General features: G+C 59.5%; 24 protein-coding genes. 8 read left to right on the forward strand and 16 right to left on the reverse strand.

Translation table 11 applies throughout. The features are described 5' to 3' along the window. Positions 1-2: 2 nt before the first annotated feature. The 6 genes from hisD (at position 3) to yacG (ending at position 3,516) form a co-directional block, all read left to right on the forward strand. Positions 3-1,301: a histidinol dehydrogenase gene (gene hisD / locus FS804_RS07235; RefSeq protein ID WP_144575873.1), complete on the forward strand. Its 1,299-nt coding sequence runs from the start codon at positions 3-5 to the stop codon at positions 1,299-1,301. Between the two features lie 3 nt (positions 1,302-1,304). Then, on the forward strand, positions 1,305-1,778 hold the full coding sequence (locus FS804_RS07240) for a UPF0262 family protein (protein ID WP_144575875.1): 474 nt from the start codon (positions 1,305-1,307) through the stop codon (positions 1,776-1,778). Between the two features lie 2 nt (positions 1,779-1,780). Then, entirely contained in the window at positions 1,781-2,269 is a 489-nt protein-coding gene (locus FS804_RS07245) for a low molecular weight phosphatase family protein (RefSeq protein WP_063949684.1), read from the forward strand. Positions 2,270-2,412: 143 nt separating this feature from the next. Continuing rightward, positions 2,413-2,631 carry a translation initiation factor IF-1 gene (infA, locus tag FS804_RS07250; RefSeq protein WP_027673809.1) on the forward strand — a complete coding sequence of 73 codons (219 nt, stop codon included), beginning with the start codon at positions 2,413-2,415 and terminating at the stop codon, positions 2,629-2,631. A gap of 33 nt (positions 2,632-2,664) precedes the next feature. Next, positions 2,665-3,288, forward strand: coding sequence for a Maf-like protein (locus FS804_RS07255; protein ID WP_063949683.1), 624 nt, complete (start codon positions 2,665-2,667; stop codon positions 3,286-3,288). Positions 3,289-3,291: 3 nt separating this feature from the next. Continuing rightward, positions 3,292-3,516 (forward strand): DNA gyrase inhibitor YacG, encoded by a 225-nt coding sequence (yacG, locus tag FS804_RS07260; protein WP_063949682.1) that lies wholly within the window; start codon positions 3,292-3,294, stop codon positions 3,514-3,516. Between the two features lie 83 nt (positions 3,517-3,599). On the opposite strand, the gene galE is transcribed toward yacG, so the two are convergent. The 3 genes from galE to mscL form a co-directional block, all read right to left on the reverse strand. Continuing rightward, on the reverse strand, positions 3,600-4,631 hold the full coding sequence (gene galE / locus FS804_RS07265) for a UDP-glucose 4-epimerase GalE (protein WP_144575877.1): 1,032 nt from the start codon (positions 4,629-4,631) through the stop codon (positions 3,600-3,602). A 326-nt stretch (positions 4,632-4,957) separates the two neighbouring features. Further along, the gene (locus FS804_RS07270) at positions 4,958-6,124 is read right to left on the reverse strand and encodes a pyridoxal phosphate-dependent aminotransferase (RefSeq protein ID WP_144575879.1); all 1,167 of its coding nucleotides are present in this window, start codon (positions 6,122-6,124) and stop codon (positions 4,958-4,960) included. 132 nt (positions 6,125-6,256) lie between these two features. After that, a complete protein-coding gene (mscL, locus tag FS804_RS07275; RefSeq protein WP_144575881.1) occupies positions 6,257-6,685 on the reverse strand; it encodes a large conductance mechanosensitive channel protein MscL in 429 nt (142 codons plus the stop codon). A gap of 219 nt (positions 6,686-6,904) precedes the next feature. Between mscL and FS804_RS07280 the strand changes: the two genes are divergently transcribed. Next, complete coding sequence (locus tag FS804_RS07280) at positions 6,905-10,414, forward strand: hybrid sensor histidine kinase/response regulator (protein ID WP_144575883.1); 3,510 nt, start codon at positions 6,905-6,907, stop codon at positions 10,412-10,414. A gap of 52 nt (positions 10,415-10,466) precedes the next feature. Here FS804_RS07280 and FS804_RS07285 read toward each other — a convergent pair whose 3' ends face one another. The 13 genes from FS804_RS07285 to FS804_RS07345 all read right to left on the reverse strand — a co-directional run bounded on the left by FS804_RS07285 (position 10,467) and on the right by FS804_RS07345 (position 24,027). After that, entirely contained in the window at positions 10,467-12,314 is a 1,848-nt protein-coding gene (locus FS804_RS07285) for a methyl-accepting chemotaxis protein (protein ID WP_063949677.1), read from the reverse strand. Between the two features lie 140 nt (positions 12,315-12,454). Continuing rightward, positions 12,455-13,156, reverse strand: coding sequence for a transcriptional regulator VisR (gene visR, locus FS804_RS07290; protein WP_063949824.1), 702 nt, complete (start codon positions 13,154-13,156; stop codon positions 12,455-12,457). A gap of 51 nt (positions 13,157-13,207) precedes the next feature. After that, complete coding sequence (gene visN, locus FS804_RS07295) at positions 13,208-13,939, reverse strand: transcriptional regulator VisN (protein WP_063949676.1); 732 nt, start codon at positions 13,937-13,939, stop codon at positions 13,208-13,210. Positions 13,940-14,312: 373 nt separating this feature from the next. Beyond that, on the reverse strand, positions 14,313-15,995 hold the full coding sequence (fliF, locus tag FS804_RS07300) for a flagellar basal-body MS-ring/collar protein FliF (RefSeq protein ID WP_186376691.1): 1,683 nt from the start codon (positions 15,993-15,995) through the stop codon (positions 14,313-14,315). A gap of 128 nt (positions 15,996-16,123) precedes the next feature. Beyond that, the gene (locus tag FS804_RS07305) at positions 16,124-16,507 is read right to left on the reverse strand and encodes a hypothetical protein (protein ID WP_063949674.1); all 384 of its coding nucleotides are present in this window, start codon (positions 16,505-16,507) and stop codon (positions 16,124-16,126) included. A gap of 14 nt (positions 16,508-16,521) precedes the next feature. Then, a complete protein-coding gene (cheD, locus tag FS804_RS07310; protein WP_063949673.1) occupies positions 16,522-17,067 on the reverse strand; it encodes a chemoreceptor glutamine deamidase CheD in 546 nt (181 codons plus the stop codon). Beyond that, a complete protein-coding gene (gene cheY2 / locus FS804_RS07315; RefSeq protein WP_003503467.1) occupies positions 17,064-17,453 on the reverse strand; it encodes a chemotaxis response regulator CheY2 in 390 nt (129 codons plus the stop codon). The genes cheD and cheY2 overlap by 4 nt, the downstream gene beginning before the upstream one ends. Next, on the reverse strand, positions 17,453-18,508 hold the full coding sequence (cheB, locus tag FS804_RS07320; RefSeq protein WP_063949672.1) for a protein-glutamate O-methylesterase CheB: 1,056 nt from the start codon (positions 18,506-18,508) through the stop codon (positions 17,453-17,455). Before cheB ends, cheY2 begins: the two co-directional genes overlap by 1 nt. Further along, positions 18,505-19,413 (reverse strand): protein-glutamate O-methyltransferase CheR, encoded by a 909-nt coding sequence (cheR, locus tag FS804_RS07325; protein ID WP_144575887.1) that lies wholly within the window; start codon positions 19,411-19,413, stop codon positions 18,505-18,507. Before cheR ends, cheB begins: the two co-directional genes overlap by 4 nt. Positions 19,414-19,426: 13 nt before the next feature. After that, on the reverse strand, positions 19,427-21,691 hold the full coding sequence (locus FS804_RS07330) for a chemotaxis protein CheA (protein ID WP_144575889.1): 2,265 nt from the start codon (positions 21,689-21,691) through the stop codon (positions 19,427-19,429). 16 nt (positions 21,692-21,707) lie between these two features. Continuing rightward, on the reverse strand, positions 21,708-22,073 hold the full coding sequence (gene cheY1 / locus FS804_RS07335; RefSeq protein ID WP_003493773.1) for a chemotaxis response regulator CheY1: 366 nt from the start codon (positions 22,071-22,073) through the stop codon (positions 21,708-21,710). After that, the gene (locus FS804_RS07340) at positions 22,070-22,369 is read right to left on the reverse strand and encodes an STAS domain-containing protein (protein ID WP_144575891.1); all 300 of its coding nucleotides are present in this window, start codon (positions 22,367-22,369) and stop codon (positions 22,070-22,072) included. Before FS804_RS07340 ends, cheY1 begins: the two co-directional genes overlap by 4 nt. Beyond that, positions 22,369-24,027: a methyl-accepting chemotaxis protein gene (locus FS804_RS07345; RefSeq protein ID WP_371417824.1), complete on the reverse strand. Its 1,659-nt coding sequence runs from the start codon at positions 24,025-24,027 to the stop codon at positions 22,369-22,371. The genes FS804_RS07340 and FS804_RS07345 overlap by 1 nt, the downstream gene beginning before the upstream one ends. A gap of 452 nt (positions 24,028-24,479) precedes the next feature. On the opposite strand from FS804_RS07345, the gene FS804_RS07350 reads away from it, so the two are divergent. Next, a complete protein-coding gene (locus tag FS804_RS07350) occupies positions 24,480-24,857 on the forward strand; it encodes a hypothetical protein (protein ID WP_144576359.1) in 378 nt (125 codons plus the stop codon). The last annotated feature ends 70 nt before the right edge of the window (positions 24,858-24,927 follow it).

Below are 24,927 nucleotides of genomic sequence, written 5' to 3' on the forward strand. Positions count from 1 at the left end.
GCGTGGCAATCTGGCTGGAGCGGGCATCGGCTGATTTCGAACAGAAATTTGCGGCCTTCCTGACAACCAAGAGAGAAGTTTCCGAAGACGTCAACGCGATCGTTCGCGACATCATCACTGATGTCCGTGATCGCGGCGATGCGGCCCTTGCCCATTATTCCCATAAATTCGACGGCATTGATTTTACCAAGGTTTCCATGCGGGTGACGGCGGATGAAATCGACGCCGCGTTCTCGATGGTCGATACAAACGTCATCGAGGCGCTCGAACTCGCGGCGCGTCGCATCGAAAAACACCACGCGCGACAGATGCCGAAGGATGACATCTACGAGGACGATATCGGCGTCGGCCTCGGTTCGCGCTGGACGGCCATCGAGGCAGTTGGCCTTTATGTGCCCGGCGGTACCGCCAGCTATCCAAGCTCCGTGCTGATGAATGCCGTGCCAGCCAAGGTCGCCGGTGTGGAGCGCGTCGTCATGGTCGTCCCCGCCAATGGCGGCGCGGTCAATCCCGCCGTGCTCGCGGCGGCGCGTATCGCCGGCGTTGAGGAAATCTACCGCATCGGCGGAGCGCAGGCCGTGGCCGCGCTCGCCTACGGCACCGAGACCATAGCGCCGGTTGCCAAGATCGTCGGTCCAGGCAATGCCTATGTAGCGGCAGCCAAGCGGCAGGTCTTCGGCACCGTCGGCATCGACATGATCGCCGGTCCCTCTGAAGTGCTTGTCATTGCTGACAGGGACAATAATCCCGATTGGCTCGCGGCCGATCTTCTGGCGCAGGCGGAGCATGATCGCGGCGCGCAATCGATTCTCATCACTGACAATGCCGAGCTCGGTAAAGCGGTTGAAGCTGCTGTCGAGCGGCAGCTGAAACGCCTCTCTCGTTCCGAAACGGCAGCGGCCAGCTGGGCGGATTTCGGCGCGATCATTCTGGTCGACAAGCTAACCGACGCCATTCCGCTTGCCAACCGCATTGCCGCCGAGCATCTGGAGCTTGCCGTCGATGATCCGGATAGCCTGATGGCGCATATCCGCAACGCGGGCGCAATCTTCGTTGGACGTCACACCCCTGAAGTTATCGGCGATTATGTCGGCGGTTCAAATCACGTTCTGCCGACTGCGCGCTCGGCCCGCTTTTCCTCCGGCCTTTCCGTGCTGGACTTCGTCAAGCGCACGTCCATCCTGCGCCTAGGCCCTGATCAGCTGCGCCAGCTCGCGCCGGCAGCGATCACGCTCGCCCACTCGGAGGGGCTGGACGCGCATGCGCGCTCAGTCTCCATCCGCCTCAACCCGGAAAGCTAAGCGATGGCGTCAGGCGACTTCCGGCTCTGCGACGTGGTACTGGACGATAGCATCGGCCGGTCCACGCCCGACGTGGAGCACGAACGTGCCGTCGCGATTTTCGACCTGATCGAAGAAAACACCTTTGAGCCTGCCGGGCATGACGGCGGGCCATACAGGCTGCATATATCGCTCGTCGATTCCAAACTGGTCTTCTCGATCAAGACCGAAGACGACAAGGATGTCTCCACCCATATCCTGTCGCTGACGCCGTTCCGCCGCATCATCAAGGATTATTTTCTGATCTGCGAAAGCTATTACGAGGCGATCCGCTCCTCTACGCCAAGCCAGATCGAGGCGATCGACATGGGCAGGCGCGGCATCCACAATGATGGTTCGCAGACGCTGATGGACCGGCTGTCCGGCAAGATCAAGGTGGATTTCGATACTGCGCGCCGGCTCTTCACCCTGGTCTGTGTCCTTTATTGGCGGGGTTAGAGATGAGCGATCCTGCCGCAGCGCCGAATGAAGGACGAGCGCCGAAATCGGTCCTTTTCATGTGCGGCATGAATTCCATTCGCTCACCCATGGCGGAGGTCATCGCCAAACGGCTGGTGGCGCCCGGCATCTACATTCAGTCGGCGGGCGTTCGGGCGGGAGAGCGCGACCCCTTCGTGGATGCGGTGCTGGAGGAGCAGGGTTTTTCGCTCGGCAAACATAAACCGCGCACTTTGGACGAGATCGAGGATGATTTTTTCGATCTGATCATTACATTAACCCCAGAAGCGCATCACGCCGCACTGGAACTGACGCGCTCGAACTCTCTCGATGTCGTCTATTGGCCCACCATGGATCCGACGGTGACCACAGGCACGCGCGAGCAGATTCTCGACGCCTACCGCGAGGTGCGGGATCATCTTGCAAAACTGATCGCCGAACGCCTGCCAAAGCGGCAGCAGCCGGTGGCGGATACGCTTTCAAAAGACTGAAATTTGCCTAGGCGCGTTAAAATCAATCGCGATTTTCAAGCCGATGCTTTAGAGGTTCACAAATGTGCCGGGATTGTGTAGTTTCCGCGCAATTTTCCCGGACAGGACACGTCCGGCACTATCAACAGGAAGAAAACCCTTACATGACAAAAGAAGAAGTCCTTGAATTCCCGGGCGTCGTAACCGAATTGCTGCCGAACGCAACATTCCGCGTGAAACTTGAGAACGAACACGAAATCATCGCCCACACCGCTGGCCGCATGCGCAAGAACCGTATCCGCGTTCTCGCCGGCGACAAGGTGCTGGTTGAGATGACGCCTTACGACCTGACCAAAGGCCGCATCACCTATCGTTTCAAGTAATCCACGTTCCGCATCGGACGTCCGGGCCGCGCAATGACCAATTCAAAACAAAAGCTCGTTCTGGCGTCTGGCTCGCCGCGGCGTCTGGAGCTGCTGAATCAGATCGGCGTCGAACCGGCGCGCCTGATGCCGATGGATATCGACGAAACGCCAGCCAAGCTCGAACATCCGCGCACGCTGTGTCGCCGTCTGTCACTGCAGAAGGCGGAAGCCGCGCGGGCGGCGCTCAAAGGCGAGCAGACGTGGAAGGACGCCTATGTTCTCGGGTCCGATACCGTGGTCGCCGTTGGTCGCCGCATCGTCGGCAAGGCGGAATACACGGAAGAGGCCTCGGCGGCGCTGCATCTTCTCTCGGGGCGCAGCCATTGGGTCTATACCGGCATCTGCCTCGTGACCCCGGGCGGCAAGATCCGCCAGAAGGTTGCCGAGACCAAGGTGCGTTTCAAGCGCCTCTCCACACGCGAGATCGACGCCTATATCGCCTCCGGGCAATGGCGCGGCAAGGCTGGCGCCTATGGTATTCAGGGCATCGCCGGTGCGTTCGTGCAGAAGCTGACCGGTTCTTATACCAACGTTGTCGGCCTGCCGCTCTACGAGACCATGTCGCTTCTTTCCGGAGAAGGATTTGAAGTGACGTCGGGCTGGCTCGAGGGATAAGCCATGGCAAAACCCACAGACAGCGCCGGTAACGTCACGCCGCTTCGCAAGGCCCAGCCGTGCCCGGAATGCGGCCGGCCCTCAACGCGGGAGGACTATCCCTTCTGTTCGGACCGCTGCCGCTCGCTCGATCTCGCCCGCTGGCTGAATGGCTCCTATGCCATTCCTGTTGCCGACGATGAAAGCAGCGCGGAAAACCAGGACAGCCGGCAGGGCAACTCGGAGTAGGCCACGGCTTTTGTCCGGCAGGCCAGTCGAAGCCCGAAGCTCTTTTCACGCCCGAAAACCGTCTTCCGTGAGGAAAACGCCGCTCAGCCTATTGCCGCCAACTTGCGTCGTACTTGGGGAATTCTATTGCTTTGCTGGGCCTGACGTTTGGCCTCCCACTGCAGCGCGGTTCTAACAATCGTCGTCAAATCGTTGAAGCGGGGCCGCCAGCCGAATTCCGACTGAATACGCGTCGAGTCCGCAACCATGGCGGCAATGTCGCCTGGACGTCGCGGGCAGTGGATGATCGGGAAATCGCATCCCGATTCCTGCTGTACGGACTGCAGGACCTCCAGCACCGAGTAGCCCACGCCGTAACCGCAATTGAGGGTGCGCGTGCCGCCGCCGGCGCGCAGATGCGCCATGGCCAGCAGATGTGCATCGATCAGGTCGCTGACGTGGATATAATCGCGCACGCCTGTGCCGTCGGCGGTCGGGTAATCCGTCCCATAGACATCGACGCGGTCGCGACAACCGGTTGCGGCTTCACAGGCGACCTTGATGAGGTTCGCGACACCCGTGGGTGATGGCCCCGCGCGACCTAAGGGATCGGCACCGGCGACATTAAAATAGCGCAGCGCCACATAGTTGAAATCATGGGCCTGCACGACATCGCGCAACATGATTTCGGAGGCGAGCTTCGACAGGCCGTAAGGATTCTCAGGGCTCAGGATCGCGGTTTCTGGAACCGGGCCATCGAAGGGCTGGTTTCCGTAAACGGCCGCTGTGGACGAAAAGATGAAGTTGCCGATACCGTGGGCGACCGCCGCCGCGACAAGAGCGCGCGTCGTGCCTGTGTTGTTTTCGTAATATTCAAGCGGTCGGCTGATGGATTCAGGCACGCTGACGGAGCCCGCAAAGTGGAAAATGGTCTCGATGTGGTTTTGCTCGAAAATCTGGTCGAGCAGCACGCGGTCCGCGACGTCGCCAAGATAGAACCGCGCCGCCGGCGCGATTGCCCAGCGCGACCCCGTGGAGAGCCGGTCGATGACAACGACCTCCTCCCCGGCATCGAGCAAAGCCCACACCATGTGGCTTCCTATATAACCGGCCCCACCCGTGACCAGAACAGCCATGACACCACTTCCCTGTTTGCTTTTCTTGCGTTCATCAAAGCCAATAATTCTTCATCATTGATTACTTGCACAGCCAATACCCAGCCGATCCCCCGCCCCGTTAAAAAGGTGGCTTACGATTGGTTAGCGTCTTCAGATGCTTTTTATTTATTAGATGAAGATGTTCTCACGAACGGAACAGATTGCGCATATCACACAAAAAACCCCACGTCGATGGTTACGCCGTGGGGTTGCAATTTTTTGATATGAGCCGTGATTTTGTTGCCGATTTGTCTACTTCAGCGCGATCGCCCGTCGGCGTGAAAGAGAAACGGCAACATGAAAACTCATCTGCCGAGAATGTATGAGGCCAGCCTGTCCGCAGCGTCTTCAATCTGCCTGGGATCCCGCAGGAAGCAGGCACGCAGGAACAACTCCCCGCCGGGGCCGAAAGCCGTACCGGGAGCGAGGCCGACGCCGGTTTTGTCCACGATATCAATCGCCGTGGCGCGGCTGTCCTTGACACCGTCGATCTTGAGGAAGGCATAGAGAGCGCCATCCGGCTTCAGGGTTTCCACGCGGTTGGTGGCAATCAGCGCGTCGCAGAGAATATCGCGGGACGCCAGAGCCCGTTGGTAATTCTCATGGATGAAACCGTCACCGTGATCGAGCGCGGCAACTGCTCCGCGTTGCATGAACTGCGCCACGCCCGATGTCGAGTACTGGATGAGGTTTTCGATGACCTGACCAATGGCTGGCGGCGCGACGAGCCAGCCGACGCGCCAGCCTGTCATGGACCAATTTTTGGAAAAGGAGTTGGCGAAGACGACCTTGTCATCCGGTTCCATCACATCGAGGAAGGAAGGCGCGCGCGTGCCCGCGTAATGATAAAGCGCATAAATCTCATCCGCGACGATCCACAGATCGTGTTTGCGGGCAAGTGCCAGAACGTCACGGAGATTGTCGAGCGTCGCCGTCCAGCCGGTTGGATTGGAGGGCGTATTGATGAAAAGCGCCTTCGTCTTGCCGGTAATGGCGTTTTCCAGCCTGTCGATATCGAGATCCCAGCGACCATCCCTGAAATCGATACCAACCGGAACCGCCTTCGCGCCGGCCACACCGATGGCGGCAACGATATTCGGCCATGTCGGCGACAGATAGACCATTTCGTCGCCGGGCGATGTCAGCGCCTGTACGGCAAGCACGATTGCCTGCATGCCGGAACCAGTCGCGTAAAAATGCTCCGGCGACAGCGATGCCGCGAAATGGCGCTCATAATATCTGCTCAGCGCTTGACGCAGTTCCGGAATGCCACGCTGCCAGGTATAGAAGGTTTCACCGTTGTTCAGCCCATCAATGGCCGCCTGATTGATGAAATCGGGGCTTGGCAGATCGCCTTCGCCAACCCAGAGCGGCAGCAGGTTGTCCCGGCCGCGGGCATAGTTCACGACTTCGACGATACCGCTTTCGGGAGCCGCCAGAGAGCGCGCGCTCAGACTGTTCAAAACCGACATTAAAGACACTCCATTTCGTGCCTTCTTATCGCATCACACCCGTCATGTGCATGATAATCCGTGAGGCGGCCATGGATTTTCTTTATGGGTCGTCCCCGGCACCAACAGGCCCGCCGGGGATCGGTCACAGTTTCAACGCGTCTTGAGCAGATCGCGGATTTCGATGAGGAGCCTGACGTCTTCCGGCGGCGGCGCGGCTGCCGGCTTTTCCTCCACTTTCTTGCGTTCGACGGAATCACGAAGCTTGTTGACGCCCTTCACCATCAGGAAAATGATCCAGGCGAGGATGAGGAAGTTGATGAGAACGGTCAGAAAGTTGCCGTAAGCAAAAACGGCGCCCTGTTCCCGGGCTGCGGCGAGCGAGGTGGCATTGACGTTGGAGCTCAGTGGCAGGAAGTAGTTCGAGAAGTCGAACCCGCCAAAGATTGCGCCGACGATAGGCATGATAAGATCGTTGACGACGGAGTCGACGATCTTGCTGAAAGCAGCACCGATAATAACACCCACGGCAAGGTCCATGACATTGCCGCGGGCAATGAAGGTTTTAAATTCGTTAAGCATTCAGATTGTCCCTCTCTCCTGCTTCACGCGCTGAAGCTATGTGACTGTCCCTACCCCTTCAACCATACAGATTCCCTTACACTTTTGGAATTCGTCAAGATTGCATTTATTAGCTTTTTTGCACGCTCGTCTTGAACTTTATGATCAGATCGCGCTCATTCTCAAGGGCGCGGATTTCGCCTATGCTTGATACAAGGGAATTCTTGCATGGGAGGATGCGTGCTTCCTGGGTGGATCATATTCGGCTCGGCTTTCGCCTATATCCTCCTGTTGTTTGCGGTCGCGAGCTACGGGGACAGGAAAAGTCGTGAGAGGAAGGCGCCCAAAAAGGGACGCCCGTTCGTCTATGCGCTCAGCCTTGCGATCTATTGCACCTCCTGGACCTATTTCGGTGGGGTCGGGCTTGCTGCCGACAAGGGTCTCGAATTTCTGGGCATTTATACGGGCCCCATCCTGGCCTTCACCCTTGGCATGCCGATCATCCGCCGTATCGTCGATCTGGCAAAGACGGAGAAGCTGACCTCAGTTGCGGATTTCATCGCCGCCCGCTACGGCAAGAACTCCACCGTGGCAATGATCGTCGCCATCATCGCGCTGGTCGGCGCCATTCCCTACATCGCGCTGCAGCTGAAAGCGGTTTCCAGTTCCGTGGCGACGATGGTCGATCCCGGCGATTACGGTATCGGCAGCGGTAATCTTTATTTTCTTGATCTGCCGCTTGTGGTCACCCTCGTCATGGCTGGCTTCGCCGTCATGTTCGGCACTCGTCACACGGATGCAACCGAGCACCAGGACGGTCTCATCCTGGCGATCTCGATGGAATCGCTGGTCAAACTGGTTGCCATGTGCACCGTCGGCTTTTACGTGCTCTTCGTCCTGTTCGATGGGCCAGCGCATCTTTGGCAGCTGGCAACGGCGAACGAGGAGGCCATGCGGGCCGTCACCTATCACACGCCGGTCAGCCGCTGGATCGTGATGACGCTGCTATCGGGCTTTGCCATCATTCTTCTGCCGCGCCAGTTTCATGTGACGGTGGTCGAAAATCGCACACCTGAAGAGTTGCGCATGGCGGGCTTCCTGCTGCCGCTTTATCTCATTGCCATCAATATCTTCGTGCTGCCGATCGCGCTCGCCGGCATTCTGACGCTCGGGGCCAATGGCGATGCAGACCTTTATGTGCTGCAACTGCCCCTTACCCACGAGATGCCGGTGGTGTCGCTCATCACCTTCATCGGTGGATTTTCGGCGGCAACCGCCATGGTGATCGTCGCTTCGGTGGCCCTGTCGATCATGATTTCCAACGACATCGTCATGCCGATCTTCCTACGGCAGAAACTGCTGAACCGTTCGCCGCACCGGGACAACTTCGCCAAGGAGCTGCTCAACATCCGCCGGACCGCGATCTTTGCGGTCATGTTGCTGGGCTATGGCTATTATCGCGCCGCAGACAGTGCCACGGGCCTCGCCTCCATCGGCCTTCTCGCCTTCGCGGCCATCGCCCAGATGGCGCCTGCCCTGTTCGGCGGGCTTTTCTGGCGGCGGGCCAATGCGCGTGGCGCCATTGCCGGCCTCAGCTCCGGTTTTTTCGTCTGGGCCTACCTGCTGTTCCTGCCGAGTTTTGGCGGCCCTGACAATTCCGAAGTCGCGGCCAATATCCTCGGCTTCCTGTTTTCCGGCAGCACCATCTTTAATGGACCGGAGGCCGATCCTTTCGTCAATGCCGTCATCCTCAGCCTGCTGGTCAACAGCCTTGCTTTCGTTCTGGGTTCGCTCTCCCGCAATCCGAGACCGGTGGAGCGCATCCAGTCCGGCATCTTCGTCAAGCGCCATTCGAAATCGCAATTTGCGACGCGCGGCTGGAAAACCCGGGTCAGCGTCGGCGATCTCAAGACCGCGATCGCGCGTTATCTCGGCGAAGAACGTATGTTGCGGTCACTCGCCACCTATGAGAAGACCGCGGGTAGAAAGCTCAATGACGACCAGCCGGCGGATATGGCGCTGATCCATTTCTCCGAACAATTGCTCGGCAGCGCCATCGGCTCCTCCTCCGCCCGTCTCGTGCTCTCGATCATTCTCCAGAAGGCGGAGGATACAAGCGCGGATACGGCCTGGCTGCTCGACCAGGCAAGCGAGGCGTTGCAATACAATCAGGATATGCTGCAGACGGCATTGGCCCAGATGGATCAGGGCATTGCGGTCTTCGATAGCTCGCAACAATTGACCATCTGGAACCGCCGCTTCCGCACGCTCTTGGATTTGCCCGAGCAATTCGGTCAGGTCGGCGTGCCGCTTACCGACATCGTTGCGATGCTGCAGGAACGCGGCGATATGCCGGAAGGCGATTTGAGCGAGCTCATCACCAGTTTCCTGACGATGGACCTGCCTTTCTCGCTGGTGCTCGGGGGCGGTGAACGCATCATTGAAGTGCGCTCCAACACCATGCCGGACAAGGGCATCGTCGCCACTTTCACGGATATTACCCAGCGCGTCGCAAGCGATCAGGCTCTCAAACAGGCAAACGAAACGCTGGAGCAGCGCGTGGAGGAGCGCACCGTGGAACTGACCCGCGTCAACCGCGCACTGGCGGAAGCCAGAGCTGCCGCCGATGAGGCGAATATCGGCAAGACGCGGTTCTTCGCCGCCGCCGGTCATGACATTCTCCAGCCCCTGAATGCCGCGCGCCTCTATTCTTCCTCGCTTGTCGAAAGGCTTGGCGCTTCAAGAGAAAGCGATCTCGTCCAGAATATCGATTCGGCGCTGGAATCGGTTGAGACCATTCTCGGCGCGGTCCTCGATATTTCCCGTCTCGATACCGGCTCCATGAAGGCCCGGCTGACATCTGTGCCTTTGAACGAGTTGCTCAAACGCATCGAGACGGACTTTGCGCCGATGGCGCAGGAAAAGAACCTCGATCTTATTGTCATGCCGACATCGCTGACGGTGCGCTCCGACCCCAATCTGCTTCGGCGCCTCATACAGAACCTTGTCTCCAATGCCATCAAATACACGCTTCAAGGGAAGGTGGTTGTCGGTGCCCGCCGCCGGGGTAGCGAAGTGGTCATTCAGGTGACGGACTCCGGCATCGGCATTCCCTCCTCCAAGTTCCGCACCGTGTTCAAGGAATTTGCGAGGCTAGACGAGGGCGCCAAAACGGCCTCGGGCCTCGGCCTCGGCCTTTCCATCGTCGACCGGCTGTCGCGCATGTTGCATCACCCGGTTCAATTGATTTCCACACCCGGCAGAGGCACGACATTCCGCATCCATCTTCCGCGCGAGGCGGACCGTATCAGGCCAGCAAGGTCCGATGGTCCGATTGCGCCGTCCCCGGTCAGCAATCGCCTCCAGGGCGTTCGGGTGCTGTGCATCGATAACGAGCCGACAATCCTGGAGGGGATGACGCTGCTGCTGAGCGGATGGGGCTGCGAGGTTTTGCCCGCCGGTTCGGTTGCCGCGCTGGAAGAGCCATTCCTCGCTCTGGCATCGGCACCCGATGTCATCATCGCCGACTATCATCTTGATGATGGAGACGGCATCGGCGCCATCCGTTTTATCAGGACATTTTACGGCAAGGCGATCCCTGCCCTGCTGGTCACGGCAGACCGCAGCCCCGAAGTGCGCAGCGAAGCCGAGAAATATGGAATTTCCGTCCAGCACAAGCCGGTGAAGCCGGCGGCCCTTAGGGCCTATATCAACCAGATATCCAGCACGGCGAAAGCAGCGGCCGAATAAAAACGCCCGGACCTTGCGGACCGGGCGTCCTGGATCATTTGGAAATGGAGCCTCAGGCCGCGCGGTTGAAGCGATCCGAGTGTCCGGCAGAGCCCTGCTCCATCTGGAACCGCTGCACCAGCTCGAGAAGCGCCTTGACCTCACCCGACAGGATCATGCTGGCCGCGCTCGACTGTTCGGCAAGCGCCGCGTTCTGCTGCGTCATCTGATCCATCTGGTTGACGGAGCTGTTGACGTTGTGAAGTGCGGAGGACTGATCCTGCGTTGCCGTCGCGATGGTTTCGACATGCTGGCTGACGGTGACGATCTGTTGACTGATGGCGGAAAGAACCGTGCCCGCCTCCTGCACCAGCTTCGAACCGGAACTGACTTCATGGGTGGACTGGTTGATGAGCTGCTTGATCTCGCGGGCCGCATCCGCCGAGCGCTGCGCAAGCTCGCGCACTTCCTGCGCCACGACGGCAAAGCCCTTGCCAGCCTCGCCGGCCCGTGCCGCCTCGATGCCGGCGTTCAGGGCAAGGAGGTTGGTCTGGAAGGCGATATCGTCAATGACTTCGATGATCTGTTCGATCTTGCGCGATGCGTCCTCAATGCGCCCCATGGCATCGACAGCGTTGCTGACGACCGAGCCGGAGCTGTCGGCACTTTGCTTGGTCACCCGGACGGCCTCGTTGGCTTCACGAGCCCGCTCGGCCGAGGACCTGACCGTGGCGGTGATTTCGTCCACGGCAGCCGCTGTCTCTTCCAGCGAGGCGGCCTGGTTTTCGGTCCGCTTCGACAGATCGACCGAGGATTGTTCGATTTCGAGACCGCTGTGCTGGATGACGAGCGTGCGCTCGCGGATCTGCCCCAGCGCATCGCGCAGGTTGAGCAGGGACTCGTTGAAATCCGTGCGCAGACGATCGAGCCGGCCGGCAAAGGGCGTGTCGATGGTGCGGCTGAGATCGCCACGCGACAGCCTGCCAAGACCCGACGCGATCTCACCGACGGCGAACTCGATCTGGCTGTCCATTTCCTGCTTTTCGGCGTCGTTGCGGTGCCGTTCGGATTCCGCAGCGGAGCGTTCTTCCGCGCTCTGGCTTTCGATCGCCAGTTTCTCAAGTGCATTCTCGCGGAAGATGACCAGGGCGCGAGCGATGTTGCCGAATTCGTTGGTGTTGGTGGCGTAAGGGATCGGCGTATCGAGATCGCCGTCAGAAAGAGACTTGACCGCCGCGGTGAGCTTGCCCAGCGGCTGAAGCGTACGCCTGATGACAAAATAAGCGAGCAGTCCAACGCCGAGCATGGCCAGCGAACCGCAGAGCAGCATCATGTCGCGCAGGCTGTAAATCTGGGCGTCGTAGACATCCATAGGAACGCCAACGAAAAGAATGCCGACCGTTGCGCCTGTCTTGTTGGTGACCGGCATGTAGCCCGTCATGTAACGGATGCCGAACAGCGTCGCCGTGCCGAAATAGGATTCACCCTTGGAGACTTTTTCGAACGCAGGATGATCGGTCGCAAGCTTGGTGCCCGCCGCTCTCTCACCCTTCTCATTTTTGAGGTTGGTGGTCAGGCGAATGAACTCGCCACCCTTGGCTTCAAAAACGGTGGAAATCCCGCCGTTTCCGGCTGCGGTGCGGTCCACGAGGTCATTGTCGCGCATCGTTCCGATGCTGGCGCGGCCGACGCTCTTGAGGTTGCCATCCACCATTTCGAGAGCAACGCCGCCAACCTTCATCTCATAGAGGATTGCCATGTTGCGCATCGCGCTGTTCGTGTCACGCAGCGCGGTGGTGATGATGTTGTCCTTCAAGCGGATATAGGTCGAAAAACCAACTGCCGCCACGCTGAGCGCGATCAGGCCGATCGTCAATGCAACGACCTTACCCGCCACGGACCTGAATATCCGATTGTGCATGAAACAGTGCCCCCAAAACTAAACTTACGAAAGTTCTAATTGGCAACTGTTAAAAAACCGCGAAGTGCGGATAGCACGTTTTAAGGTGCAGAAGCCAAGTCGGCTACCTGACGGTCAAGCGGAGGACCCGCCAGTTCATTTCAATGGATGTAGCCCAGTCGGATCGCCTTGGCGATTGCCTGAATACGGTTGACGGAATCGAGCTTGATCGTTGCCGAACCGAGATAGGCGTTGACGGTATGCACGGAAAGGCCGAGCTTGACCGCGATTTCTTCACTGATGCGACCATCCCCCGCCAGTTGCAGGCAGGCGATTTCCCTTTCGCTCAACGCTTCCGAAGGGGCGGCCTTTCGCTCGTCCAGCGCCAGCATATCCACCATGATCTCGCAGCATTTGATGTGCTGCTCGATCACGACCTCGTTGTCTAGGACGAGATTGGTGCCGCAGAAGACGATATAGCCGTTGCCGATTGTGCCGAGCCGCACTGGCAGGGCAAGCCCCGCATAGGGCAAGACGTCATTTTCGATGCGGCGCAGAAGCGCTGGAACATCGGGAAGGTCGGCAAAGCCGCCGGCATTCTTGTTGCGCCAGATGACAGGCAGGAGCGACGTCTCGATATGATCAAGGAGAATATCACCGACGGCGCGGATGAACTGCGCGCTCTGTTCTGCGGCATTCATGCCCCAGTTTTCCAGCTCACAGGTCATCTTCTTCTTGTTGGGGAAACCGGAAGCGGCAGCTTTCGTCACCACGAAATTTCGCGCGCCGACAAGCTTCTGCATGGCGACGAGTTTCGGAAACAGATCCGACCGGCTCGTCACGACGGGACTGCGGTAAAACATGCCCGTCTGGCCAGTACCTTCATTGTCTTTCGTCTGTCCCATCCGTCCGACCTATACGAGGTTGTTGCGCACGGCGTAGGCGATTGCCTCCGAGCGGGTTTTTGTCGCCGTTTTCCGCATCACGCTTGTGATGTAATTATTGATCGTATTGCGCGAAATGCCAAGGATCATGGCAATTTCATCGCTTGTCTTGCCTTCCGCGATCCAGAACAGGCACTCAAGCTCACGCTCGGTGAGATCAATATCGCGCACCGTCTTTGCTTCGCTGGCAATGCCGAAGCTGACGCAATAGCCCGTCAGAAGGGCGATTTCGCGCAGCCGTTCCGGCGAAGGCACTGCCTCCTCGGGAAACAAAAGCAGAAGGGAAAGGCGAATGCGACCCACACAGAAAGACAGCGCCGAATACTGACGGTCAATACCGTGGGGAACAGGGACATCATCAGGCAGCATCAGCAATCGCGGCTGCAGCAGCGAGAGGCATTTTTCCATCTCGCTCGACCTGTTCTGGTTGTTTGCCAGCTCGACGCCGAGCCGACGGACCAGATCGAACGGCCAGTCGGAGGTGACGATGAATTTCAGCCCGGTTTCTTCGAGAAGATCATCCCGCGCCAGCAGATAATGCGAGGCGCCAGCGTAGGTTACCAGCAGATCAAGCGCGCCTGCAACGTTACCGGCAGCAGCCGTGGCTGCGACGTTCTTGGCAAGCTGATCGCGCGGCAGGGGTTTACCCATGCCCTCCATAGGCTTGGCCGACAGCCTGCGGATATCAACATCGACTTTCAATCGCCTACGCCCTCTTGCTCCCAACGGGAGGTGATACATCGGGATGGAATCATTCCATTCGAGAAGCTAACCAAAAAAGCGGCTTGGCACGCCCCCGGAGACCGAATCATTTCATTTTATGGAACAGACCGAAGTTTGCCATTCCCTGGCAACAGCCTTTCCACGTATTTCACCGTTCGTCTATTGCCAAAAAACATACTGAAAAGCTGTTCAATCGATAAACGGCATTATCAGCCAATTCCCAGCAAAATGTATCGTTACTGAATTTTTCGTAAACAGTGTCCCAAACCGACACTGCCACGATGCGTTCGCCAAGGATAGCAAAAACCCGGCGACAACGAAAAAAGGCCGGAGAAACCGGCCTTTTTCCACATCATGCTGCTTTTTCCACTGCCCATTTTCGCAGGATCTTGGCGGCTCTTTCCTCGCTGATCTCCACCATGCGGGAGAGCCTGCGTTCCGGTCCTTCGCGAACCCGGCGGTTGAAGGTGCCTTCGCCATCGTTTCCTGCCAGGAGATCGTCGGTGCTGTCGAAGCCGAAGTCCGCCCCGAAGCCTTCCATGAGGCCGCCAGCACCTGCATCCATGCCCGGAGAGAAGTCCGGCAGTTCAAGACCAGCCGCTTCCTGGCTGAGCTGGCCTGCGGCAGCACCGTTGCCTGTGACCGTGCGGACGAGAGGACGGACGCCAAGCCAGACAACCAGGAAGGCGACGGCGACGAAGGCGAGCGAGTTGATGATGCCGGCGGAGTTGCGGCTCAGCACTTCCATGACACCAGGCCCGGTGGCGGCTTCGTCGAGCAGCTGCGTTTCGAGGAAGTCCATGGCCGTCAGGGTGACCATGTCGCCGCGGTCAGCGGAAATGCCAGCTGCGGAGGTGACGATCTTCTGCATTTCGGCAAGATAGGCATCGATCTTGGCCTGATCGGCAGGTTCGCCGACCATTTTCGCGATGCGACCCTTGTTGACGACGACGGCAACCGAAAGCTTCTCGAGCGTGTAACCGTTCTTGACCGTGGCGACCGTCTTGGAATTGATTTCGTAGTTGGTCTGCTCTTCCTTCTTGGCCGACTGGTCGGAAGACTGCGGACCGCCGCCGCCGCCCTGCGGTGCTGCCTGCGGCACGTTCTGTTCGACGGTCGCTGCGGTATCGGGCTGGGTTTCCTGCGATTTCTGATCTTCCTTGACCGTGCGCACGGAGCGCTCGACGCGGGACTCCGGGTCGTAGACGGTTTCCTGGACCTGGCGGCTGTCGGTATTGAGCTGCGCGGTCACACTGGAGCGGAAATTGTCCATGCCGAGGAAAGGCGCCAGCGCCTTGTCGATATTGGTCGTGATTTCCTGCTGGACGTTCTGCGCCAGCGTCAGCGAACGGTTCATCGCCGCATTGGTAACGTCGTCGCCGGAGGCGAGAAGCTGACCTGTCGAATCGAGCAGCGTCACATCATCGACTTCAAGGCCTGGAACGGCCGACGCGACGAGGTGGCGGATCGAAGCGGAGGCTTTGCGGCCGGCTGAAGCGCTGGCCCGGATCATGACGGATGCGGTCGGCTTCTGTTCGCCGCGGCGGAAATTGCCGACATCGGGCATCACGATATGGACGCGGGCAGCCGCGATACCGTCGATCTGCTGAATGGAGCGGCCGATCTCGCCCTCAAGGGCGCGAACGCGCGTCACTTCCTGCATGAAGGAGGTCAGGCCGAGAGAGCCGACATTGTCGAAAAGCTCGTAACCGGCGTTGGCGCTGTCAGGCAGGCCGCGTTCTGCAAGAAGCAGCCGCGCCTTGCTGGTCGAGCCGACGGGGACCTGGAGGCTGGAACCATCGGTTCCCACCTGAAAGTCGAGACCCGACTCGGCGAGCGCAATGCTGATCTTGTTGAGGTCGCTCTTTTCAAGTCCCACATACAGGGTCTCGTAAGCGGGACGGTTAACATAAAGAGCTGCCGCGAGGATAATGGCCATGGACACAACGCCCACGCCGCCCAACATCAGCAGCCGCGTCTGCCCCAGCGCCGCGACATTCTTCAAGACCTGAGGGATTTGATTTAACAGATTCATTCTGTTCCGCACCGTCATTCATAGAGTCCGAGACCTTTTGGCCCCGTGATGACAATAGGGTGCGAAGCTTGCGCGAGCGTTGCCTTTCTCCGCATTCCGCGCGGGAAGGGAGGAAGGGCCGATTTGCTCTAAAACAGGTCGAAGTCGCCTGAGGCCTTGTCGAGGGGCTGCGAGTGGCCGTGACGGTAAGCAGCGCCGAGAGCCTTTTGCATCTCGGCCAGCTTCACGAGGCTGAGCGCCGTGCTGACATCCACGATCCACTCACTGGAGATCGACCCCGTAATGGTATCGATGAACTCGGCGAGGCCCCGCGTCTTCTGCACGGCAAGATCGATGCCCTGCAGCAGCTTTACGCCTTCGGTGGACAATTGACCGCTGGTTACCTCCAGCAACTGCGGCTCGATACGCTCGATGAGATAAGCGACATCGTGCAGTTCCGATACCACCCGCATCAGCACATCCGGCAAGGCTTCTTCGAACGGAGTGGCGTCGGTGGGCTCTGCAAGCTGCATTGGAAACTCCGTGACTAAAAAAATTCGATGTCGTTGGCGACAGGCTTGGGAGCCGGTGCCGGACGTGTTTCCAGAGCAACCGTCTTCTGGGTTTCCGCGCCGCTCAGCGGATGCTGACGGGCACGACCGGAGACCGGCCAGAATTCAATCTTGCGACCATGATCGCCGCCGGTCGAAGAGCTGAGGACAGGAATGCCTTCGTCCTTCAGAAACTGCATGGCGAAAATGGCATTCTGCTCACCGACATTGGAGAAGCTGGCGATCGTTTTCGCGCCACCGAAAACCTTGGCTTCCAACCGGTCGCGTCGCGCACCCTTCTTGAGGAGCCCGTTGATCAGAAGTTCCATGAGATGCACGCCATAACGCGTCGCATCTCCACCGGTCACGCTCCCCGTTCCCGGCAGCAGGAAGTGATTCATGCCGCCGATGCCGGCAACGGGGTCTCTGAGACAGGCGGCCACGCACGAACCGAGTATCGTCGTCAGCACCACGTCGGGATCGCTGATGACCTTATACTCGCCCTGAATGATGTGTACGCGCTTGGCCGCAGTTTCAATCATTTCAGCGATCCGAAAACCGCTTCAATGGCAGCACGCATCTTGTCGATGGTAAAGGGCTTGGCGAGCACGTTGTTGGCGCCGAGCTGGGCGGCCTTCTGCACCAGCGCGCGGTCGCCCTGCGCCGTGAGAATAATGAAAGCGGCCTTCTTGGTGGTCGGGTTCGCCCGCACCGCGTGCAGGAAACCGAGACCGTCCATCTTCGGCATGTTGAAGTCGGAAATGACGAGATGATGGGGCTGCTGCTCCATGATCTTCATTCCCTGCTCACCGTCGCCAGCGGCGGTGATCTGCTTGAAACCGAGCTGCGTCAAGGCATCGCTGAGGAGCAGCCGGCTGGTCACCTGATCATCAACGATCAGAACTTTGATCTTTTCTGCGAGAGACATTAGTCAGCACCTTCTTTGCGGGCAGTGGTTAGTTTCAGGATTTCTTCGCCAATGGAGGCCAGCGGCAATTGCTGCTCTACCGCGCCAAGCTCATAGGCGACGCGGGGCATGCCGTAGACGACGCATGTTTTTTCGTTCTGACCGACGGTGCGGGCGCCGGCATGGCGCATCTTCAGAAGCCCGGCGGCACCATCTCGACCCATGCCGGTCAGGATCACGCCAACGGCGTTGCGTCCTGCAAGTTCGGCAACGGAATCGAACAGCACATCAACGGAAGGGCGGTGGCCATTGACAGGATCGCGCTCCAGAAGACGGCAGCAGGGTGCTGCCCGGTTGGCGATCTGCAAATGGCGCTCGCCGCCTGGCGCAAGGTAGATTTTGCCGGTCTGCAGGCGCGCTCCGTCGGTTGCCTCTTCCACGACGGGCGCGCAGATGCGGTTCAGCCGTTCGGCGAAGCTCTTGGTAAAGGTCGGCGGCATGTGCTGGGTGATGACGGTCGGCGGGCAATTGGCCGGGAACTTCTGCAATACCGCGATCAGCGCTTCGACGCCGCCCGTAGAGGAGCCGATGGCCACGACCTTGCGCCCCGCACGATAATCGCTGACGGGAACGGCCTGCGGCGCGGCGGCCACTTCGGGGCGCACGGCGCGGTAAGCCGCATGCTGTGAGCGTGCAGCAGCCTTCACCTTGTCAGCCAGATCGCCGAAGGGGCGTGAATCGCCGGGCGCGGGCTTGCCGACACAGTCGAAGGCCCCGATTTCGAGCGCCGCCAAAGAGGCATCCGCACCGCGATGGGTGAGCGACGAGACCATGATGACGGGCATCGGCCGCAGGCGCATGATCTTTTCGAGGAATTCGAGGCCGTTCATTTCCGGCATCTCGATATCGAGCGTCACGACATCGGGATTGAGCTGCTTGATGGCCGCGCGCGCTTCCATGGCGTTGCCGGCCTGACCCACGACTTCGACCTCAGGGTCGGCCTTGAGCACAGCCGAGATCAGGCCGCGCATGGTCGGACTATCATCAACGACGAGTACCCGTGCGAGTGCGCTCATGCCTTCCTCCCGGATGCCTGCCCGATGTAGCGGTAGGTGGTGATGCCGGTATTGTCGAACAGGTTCTTGGCATCGCCGGAGACACGCTCGGAATGGCCGATATAGAGATGACCACCTTCTGGCAGCAGCCCGGCGAAACGCGACCAGATCCGCATCTGCGTGGGCTCGTCGAAATAGATGACGACGTTGCGGCAGAAGATGACGTCGAAGTTGCCCTTGAAAGGCCATTGCGTCATCAGGTTCAGCTCGTTGAAGGTGATGAGACGCTTGACCTTGTCGTCAATCTTGAACTTGCGGCGACCGCCGGCATCGACCTCCGCAAACCACTGCTTGCGCATGGCGGGAGACACGGTTTCGAGAGCATTGTCGTCGTAAACGCCGGCGCGGGCCTGCGCCAGAATCTTTGGATCGATATCCGTCGCCAGAATCTTGAAGTCGTAATCGGCCGCGTTCGGGAACATGGCAAGCACGGTCAGCGCGATCGAATAGGGCTCCTGTCCGTCGGAACAGGCGGCCGACCAGATGCGCACGCGCCCGCCGCTCTTTGCGCGGGCGATGAGCCCCGGCAGGACCTCGTCGCGAAGATGTTCGAAATGATGGTTTTCGCGGAAGAAGCGGGTGAAATTCGTCGTCAGGTGCGACAGCATTTCCCGACGCGGCTGCGCCCCCTCCGGCGAAGAGACAAGCGCGCAATATTCGCGGAATCCGGAAAGGCCGAGATTGCGAATATGTTTCGACAGGCGGGAATAGACCAGCGACGCCTTCGTGTCGTTGAGGTAGATGCCGGCATCGGCATAGATCATCGCCGCGATTTCCGACAGGTCGCGCCTCGTCAGCGGGTATTCGCCGCTGGCAAGAACCTCGTCGGCAGACTGGCGCTGGTCGCTGAAATTAAGTGCTGCCATGGATGATCCGCCTTCAACCTGTCGCCGCGAGCGACATTTCCTGCTTGAGTGGCTGCCCGCGCGAAGCGCTGACGATGGCGTCTACATCCAGAATGAGCGCAACGCGTCCGTCTCCGAGGATGGTGGCGGCGGCAATGCCCGGCACATGGGTATAGTTGGCTTCCAACGATTTGATGACGACCTGACGCTGGCCCTGGATGGCGTCAACCATCAGCGCACGCTGGCCGCCGCCTTCCGATTCCACCAGAAGCGCCACACCTTCGACCGGATCGGCCTGGGTCGGGCGGAAGTTCAAAACGCGGCCGACATCGACGAGCGGGCAGAAGGAGTTGCGGATGGATATCAACCGCTGGTTCGCGCCGAAGGAATGAATGTTCTTCGCTTCCGGCTGCAGGGTTTCGACGATCGCGGTCAGCGGCACCACCAGCGTCTGGCCGGCGACCGTTACCACCATGCCATCGAGAACGGCAAGCGTCAGCGGCAGGCTCATGGTGAAGGTGGAGCCGAAGCCGGGACGCGAGGAGATGTTGATACGGCCACCCAGCGCCTGAATGGAGCGCTTGACCACGTCCATACCCACGCCACGGCCGGAAATGTCGGAAATCTTGTCGGCGGTCGAGAAGCCCGGCGCGAAGATGAGATTGTCGATCTCTTCATCCGTCAGGTTCGCATCGGCAGCGATCAGATCGTTGTCTATGGCCTTCTGGCGGACGCGCTCGCGGTTGATGCCTGCACCGTCATCCTGAAGCTCGATGAGAATACGGCCCGAACGATGCTTGGCCGAAAGCTTGATGGTGCCTTCCGGGTTCTTGCCCGCGGCTTCGCGCTTTTCCGGCGTTTCGATGCCGTGGTCGACGGCGTTGCGGATCATATGCGTCAGCGGCTCGGCCAGCTTGTCGATGACCGTCTTGTCGACTTCGGTATTCTCACCTTCGGTGACGAGGCGGATCTGCTTGCCGATCATGTCGGCGACTTCGCGGACGATACGCGACATGCGCTGGAAGACCGGCTTCACCGGCTGCGCGCGGATGGCCATCACGCTGTCCTGGATTTCGCGCGTCAGCTGTTGAAGCTCGTCGAGACCCATATTGACGGCAGACGTGCCGCTGGCGTCGTTTTCGATGACGCTCTGCGACAGCATCGCCTGATTGATGACGAGTTCGCCAACGAGGTTGATCAGGCGGTCGACGCGGTCGAGATCGACGCGGATGGTCTGGCCGGCGCTCGCATTCGCAGCAGCATTGGCGTTTGCCTGCGCCGCTGCGGCGGGCGCTGCCGCGGCTTCACGCTTTTCGATGGCGGCATTGACGCTCTGAGCGATTTGCGTCGTCGCGACCGCGGTCTCGACGGCTTCGGCAACGAAAGACGTTTGCGCCGCGACGATTTCGACAGCAGGCTGTTCTTCCGGTCCGCTATCGAGTGCTGAAAGGTCGAACGGAACCGGGATCATCGGCAGCTCTTCGGCCTCTGCGGTGGCCTCCGAAACGAGAGGCGCGATGTCGAGATCGCAATCCCACTCGGCGAATTCGAAGACGCTGCGGATACCCTCCTCGCCCTTTTCCGTGGTAATGGAAACAGTCCACGAGAAATAAGCGGCCTCCGGGTCCATCTTGTCGAGCGACGGCAGCGCCGACATGTCGCAATTGATGCTCATGTCGCCGACCCGCGAGAGATCACGCAGGAGAAGTGCTGCCTCATTGCCCTTGGAATAAAGCGACGCATGCGGCTTGAAGCTGATCTGGAAGGACGGTGCTTTCATCAGCGGCGTGGTTTCGTCGGCAAAATCCGAGAAGGAAAAAGGAATCGGCTCGAAACCGCTCTCATCCGTCGGCTTGGCCTTCACGGGTTCCGGCGCCTTGACGGCAACGGGAGCTGGCGCGGATGCCGGAACGGCTTCGCCGTTTGCCAAAGCCTCCAGTTCCTTCACGAGGCCACGGGTGCGGCTGTCATCGACACTGCCGCCGTCTCTTGCGGCATTGGTGAGGTCTGCCAGCACATCGGCGGAACGCAGCATGACTTTCAGAACGTCCTGCGTCGGTTCCAGCTTGTTGGAGCGCACGCAGTCGAGGGTCGTTTCAAAGACGTGGGCGAAGGCCACGAGATCATCGAGACCGAAGGCACCAGCCCCGCCCTTGATGGAATGAACGGCACGGAAAACGGCGTTGACGGTTTCCGGGTCACGGTCGCCGTCATTCAATTTAAGAAGCCCCGATTCCAGTTCGGCGAGCTGCTCCTCGCATTCCTGGAAAAAGATTTCCTTGATTTCGTTCATATCCATCGTGAAATGTCCCGTATCAGGCGGTTACGCGTTCAATGGCATCGATGAGTTTGGCAGGATCGAACGGCTTGACGATCCAGCCGGTCGCACCGGCCTGGCGGGCGCGGTTTTTCTTTTCTGCATCGCTTTCGGTCGTCAGAACGAGGATCGGGATCGCCCGATATTTTTCGTTGCGACGCACACCCTCGATGAAGCCGAAGCCGTCGAGACGCGGCATGTTGATGTCTGTCACGATGACGTCGGGGTTGCTTTGCTCGAGTACTTCGAGGCCCTCAATCCCGTCTTCGGCCTGAATGGTTTCGAAACCGGCATTGTTGAGGGTGACCAGGAGCATGTTCCTGATCGTCCGGGAATCATCCACGGTAAGGACTTTTTTCTTCACTTTTGCATCTCCTTCAGGAGCAAATGATCGATATCGACGCCTATCAGTTTCATGGTCTTGTCGAATGCGTCGGACACGCTGGCAAAGCCGAAGCGTTTGCCGTCCTCCTGCCACGATTTGGCACCGGCCATCAGGACCTGCGCGCAAAGGGCGCCGATACGTTCCACCTCTGACGCATCCACCGACAGCGGTGCTCCCCGCAACGTCATCAGCTTGCCGTGCAGGGCCGATGCTTCGTTGAGGTCCAGCACCGGTGACAGTTTCAGCGTCGCCTCAGCTGCTTTTCTGGCTGCCATTACATGACTCCCTGACGTCTGAATTGTTGGTAATCCTGGCGGTAATCCGTGCGGCTATCCTCACGGGCGATAAATGATGCCTGATGCCGATCCACACCGGCGGCGGCAGCGAAATGTTCCTGGCGGGCAATACGAAATTCGCGCACGGTGCGGCCGAGTTCCAGAATGACGGTGTGAAGCGCGTCCGCCTCGGAAGCGCTGGCGCCGCTTTCGGATGCATTGCGGGTTGCCTGCTGCTGCTGCTCAACGATATCGGCCGCGACGGATTGCAGTTCGCCGGCGTGACCGGTCGTGTGCCGCGATACTTCCACGATCATGTCGCTGATGCCGGAAACCTGCTGGACGACGCCACCGATTGCTTCCTGCGTGCGGTTGACCATGCGCACACCGCCTTCGACCTGGGTCTTGGTGGTGCCGACAAGGCTCTTGATCTCCCGTGCGGCATCGGCGGACCGTTGCGCAAGCGCACGGACTTCTTGCGCGACAACGGCAAAACCACGACCGCTTTCACCCGCCCGGGCCGCCTCTATGCCTGCATTGAGCGCAAGAAGATTGGTCTGGAATGCGATCTCGTCAATAGTGCCGATGATCCTGCCGATCTGCTCGGCTGACTGTTCGATATCGGACATGGCGTCGATGGCCTCGCCGATCGCCCGGCCGCTTTCGACCGCTGCGTCACGGGCGCTAGACACGGCCCTTTCGGTCGCCGCGATGCGAGCCCCGTTTTCGGCAACGTTGCCGATGAGCCCCTGAATCGCGCGGGAGGTTTCGGCAAGGGCTTCGGCCTGCTGGCGTGAACGCTCGGCAATGGAACGACCGATATCGGCAAAACGTCCGCTCAAGGCCTCGGCCTCGCCGACGCTGTTACGGGCCGCCGTCAGCGACGCACCTATGGTCTCAAGCGCCGTGTTGAAGCTTGTCGCGACATCCCGGTAGGCATCGGGAACATCACCTGCGACACGTGCCTGCAAATCGCCCGCCGCAAATGCCTTCAGCGCCGAACCGAGCAGGTTTGCCGCTTCGGCACGGTCATTATCGCGCTGCTCCTGCAACTCGCGGCCATGGCGCAGGCGCAACTCGTTAAAACGCAACGAGACGGCTATCTCGCTATCGACCATCACCAGGCGAACAACATTCTTAACGGCTTCGGCGAGCTCGCGGCTCTTTTTCCGGCCGCCCGGCAGGATGGATCGGGGTGCGTGTTCGGCAACCAGCCCACCGACAAGATGTTCCAGAACGACGGCGTGGCTGGCGATTTGCCAGCGCGGGTCGAGACCCATGCGGCTGGCATTGTCTGAGAGAACCTTCACGCGCTCGGCGTAAAGCGCGTCGAACCGCGCATCGGTCAGCACGCTCCAGTGCGAGGATTGCAGATCGTGCAGGCGCTCAAGCTGGTTTTCGCTTTCGAACGACGGGGAACAGTCCGGCATGGACTGGAAGCGGCTCATCACGTCGCGCAGGCCGGCCTTGACGTAAGGCTCCAGCATGCCGCGGTAGCTGCGCAGAAAATCGGATTGCTTTTCATCGAGACCGGCAAAGCGCAACCGTCCCGCCAGGCTCCCGCCTGGCGATCTGCGCGCTTGATCTGATGGCAAGTCCTGCCCCAACCGACGTCCCCAACACCATGACAGCCGGAAGAACCCGGCCAGATTGACCAAGGTTCAGAACGTCAGCACCCTCCAGGGATTTTTGAACGAACATACCCATCGCGGACGATGCGGCATCGACGCTTGCCAGACCTTCTTGAACCAAGAAACGAAATACCGGATCGGCACCGGTACGGCAGTGCGGCGTCATGCCTGGAAGGGGAGAGGCCCCATTCCGCCGTGGAAATACCACCAATCTTTATGGTTAATTCCTTGCTTGAAAGTTAAGAAACGGCGCGTTCCCGGTCAAACCGTAAAATTTGTAAAGTCTTTTAACAGCCCCCGCCCCGACTTTGCCGCAAACGGGCAAAAACGAAAAGGAATTGGCCGTTCAAGGCGGTTTTTCCGGCCTGCGTGCTGGACAAGCGCCGGTGGCTTCCCCTAAAACAAATCAACGGGATATTCGCTGAGCGGTGATGCTTTAAAGAGACCTTTTCGATCAAGGAGATGCCAACTTGCAATGGATGGAGAAAGGCCGCAGTTCAAGGCGCCATCCGCAAGTGCTGATCGGTCTCGTGGTCGCGAGCCTTCTCGTGATGATCGGCTTCCAGGCGCCATCGGGTTTCAAGCCCCTTACGAAGTCCAGCCGCCTCGAGCGCATGCAGACCGTCGATCTCGGCCGTTCTCCTTCGCTTCGCGACAAACAGTGCGATAGCGACAGCAATTTCGGCTGCAGGGCCGGTCATAGTATTGCCGGGTTTGACCAGACGGCATTTCCTTTGCCCGTAATGGGCATCGCCCGCGAGACCAAGGCGCGGCTCCTTGCTGTTGCCGTCGCGCCACAAGCGTCACGAGACTTTGCCAGCGTGGTACCACGCGCGCCTCCGCATCTTATGTACTAGTCATTCCGGCGATCATCGTGGGATTCATTGGGAATCCCGAAGGATTGGAGTCGTCGGAAATCCGCCGCAA

This window comes from Agrobacterium sp. DE0009, assembly GCF_007680755.1.
Taxonomy (GTDB): Bacteria; Pseudomonadota; Alphaproteobacteria; order Rhizobiales; family Rhizobiaceae; genus Agrobacterium; species Agrobacterium tumefaciens_B.

Bases quoted from the DNA above. Each gene is read 5' to 3' on its own strand.
- galE (WP_144575877.1), bottom strand. From the start codon at position 4,631: ATGGCTGTTCTGGTCACGGGTGGGGCCGGTTATATAGGAAGCCACATG.
- mscL (WP_144575881.1), bottom strand. From the start codon at position 6,685: ATGCTTAACGAATTTAAAACCTTCATTGCCCGCGGCAATGTCATGGAC.
- cheR (WP_144575887.1), bottom strand. From the start codon at position 19,413: ATGGCAGCACTTAATTTCAGCGACCAGCGCCAGTCTGCCGACGAGGTT.
- cheB (WP_063949672.1), bottom strand. From the start codon at position 18,508: ATGAGCGCACTCGCACGGGTACTCGTCGTTGATGATAGTCCGACCATG.
- visR (WP_063949824.1), bottom strand. From the start codon at position 13,156: ATGTTTTACCGCAGTCCCGTCGTGACGAGCCGGTCGGATCTGTTTCCG.
- fliF (WP_186376691.1), bottom strand. From the start codon at position 15,995: ATGAATCTGTTAAATCAAATCCCTCAGGTCTTGAAGAATGTCGCGGCG.
- cheY2 (WP_003503467.1), bottom strand. From the start codon at position 17,453: ATGTCTCTCGCAGAAAAGATCAAAGTTCTGATCGTTGATGATCAGGTG.
- infA (WP_027673809.1), top strand. From the start codon at position 2,413: ATGACAAAAGAAGAAGTCCTTGAATTCCCGGGCGTCGTAACCGAATTG.
- FS804_RS07245 (WP_063949684.1), top strand. From the start codon at position 1,781: ATGAGCGATCCTGCCGCAGCGCCGAATGAAGGACGAGCGCCGAAATCG.
- FS804_RS07305 (WP_063949674.1), bottom strand. From the start codon at position 16,507: ATGCAGCTTGCAGAGCCCACCGACGCCACTCCGTTCGAAGAAGCCTTG.
- yacG (WP_063949682.1), top strand. From the start codon at position 3,292: ATGGCAAAACCCACAGACAGCGCCGGTAACGTCACGCCGCTTCGCAAG.
- FS804_RS07350 (WP_144576359.1), top strand. From the start codon at position 24,480: ATGGAGAAAGGCCGCAGTTCAAGGCGCCATCCGCAAGTGCTGATCGGT.
- FS804_RS07330 (WP_144575889.1), bottom strand. From the start codon at position 21,691: ATGGATATGAACGAAATCAAGGAAATCTTTTTCCAGGAATGCGAGGAG.
- FS804_RS07285 (WP_063949677.1), bottom strand. From the start codon at position 12,314: ATGCACAATCGGATATTCAGGTCCGTGGCGGGTAAGGTCGTTGCATTG.
- FS804_RS07270 (WP_144575879.1), bottom strand. From the start codon at position 6,124: ATGTCGGTTTTGAACAGTCTGAGCGCGCGCTCTCTGGCGGCTCCCGAA.
- cheD (WP_063949673.1), bottom strand. From the start codon at position 17,067: ATGATTGAAACTGCGGCCAAGCGCGTACACATCATTCAGGGCGAGTAT.
- FS804_RS07255 (WP_063949683.1), top strand. From the start codon at position 2,665: ATGACCAATTCAAAACAAAAGCTCGTTCTGGCGTCTGGCTCGCCGCGG.
- FS804_RS07340 (WP_144575891.1), bottom strand. From the start codon at position 22,369: ATGGCAGCCAGAAAAGCAGCTGAGGCGACGCTGAAACTGTCACCGGTG.
- FS804_RS07240 (WP_144575875.1), top strand. From the start codon at position 1,305: ATGGCGTCAGGCGACTTCCGGCTCTGCGACGTGGTACTGGACGATAGC.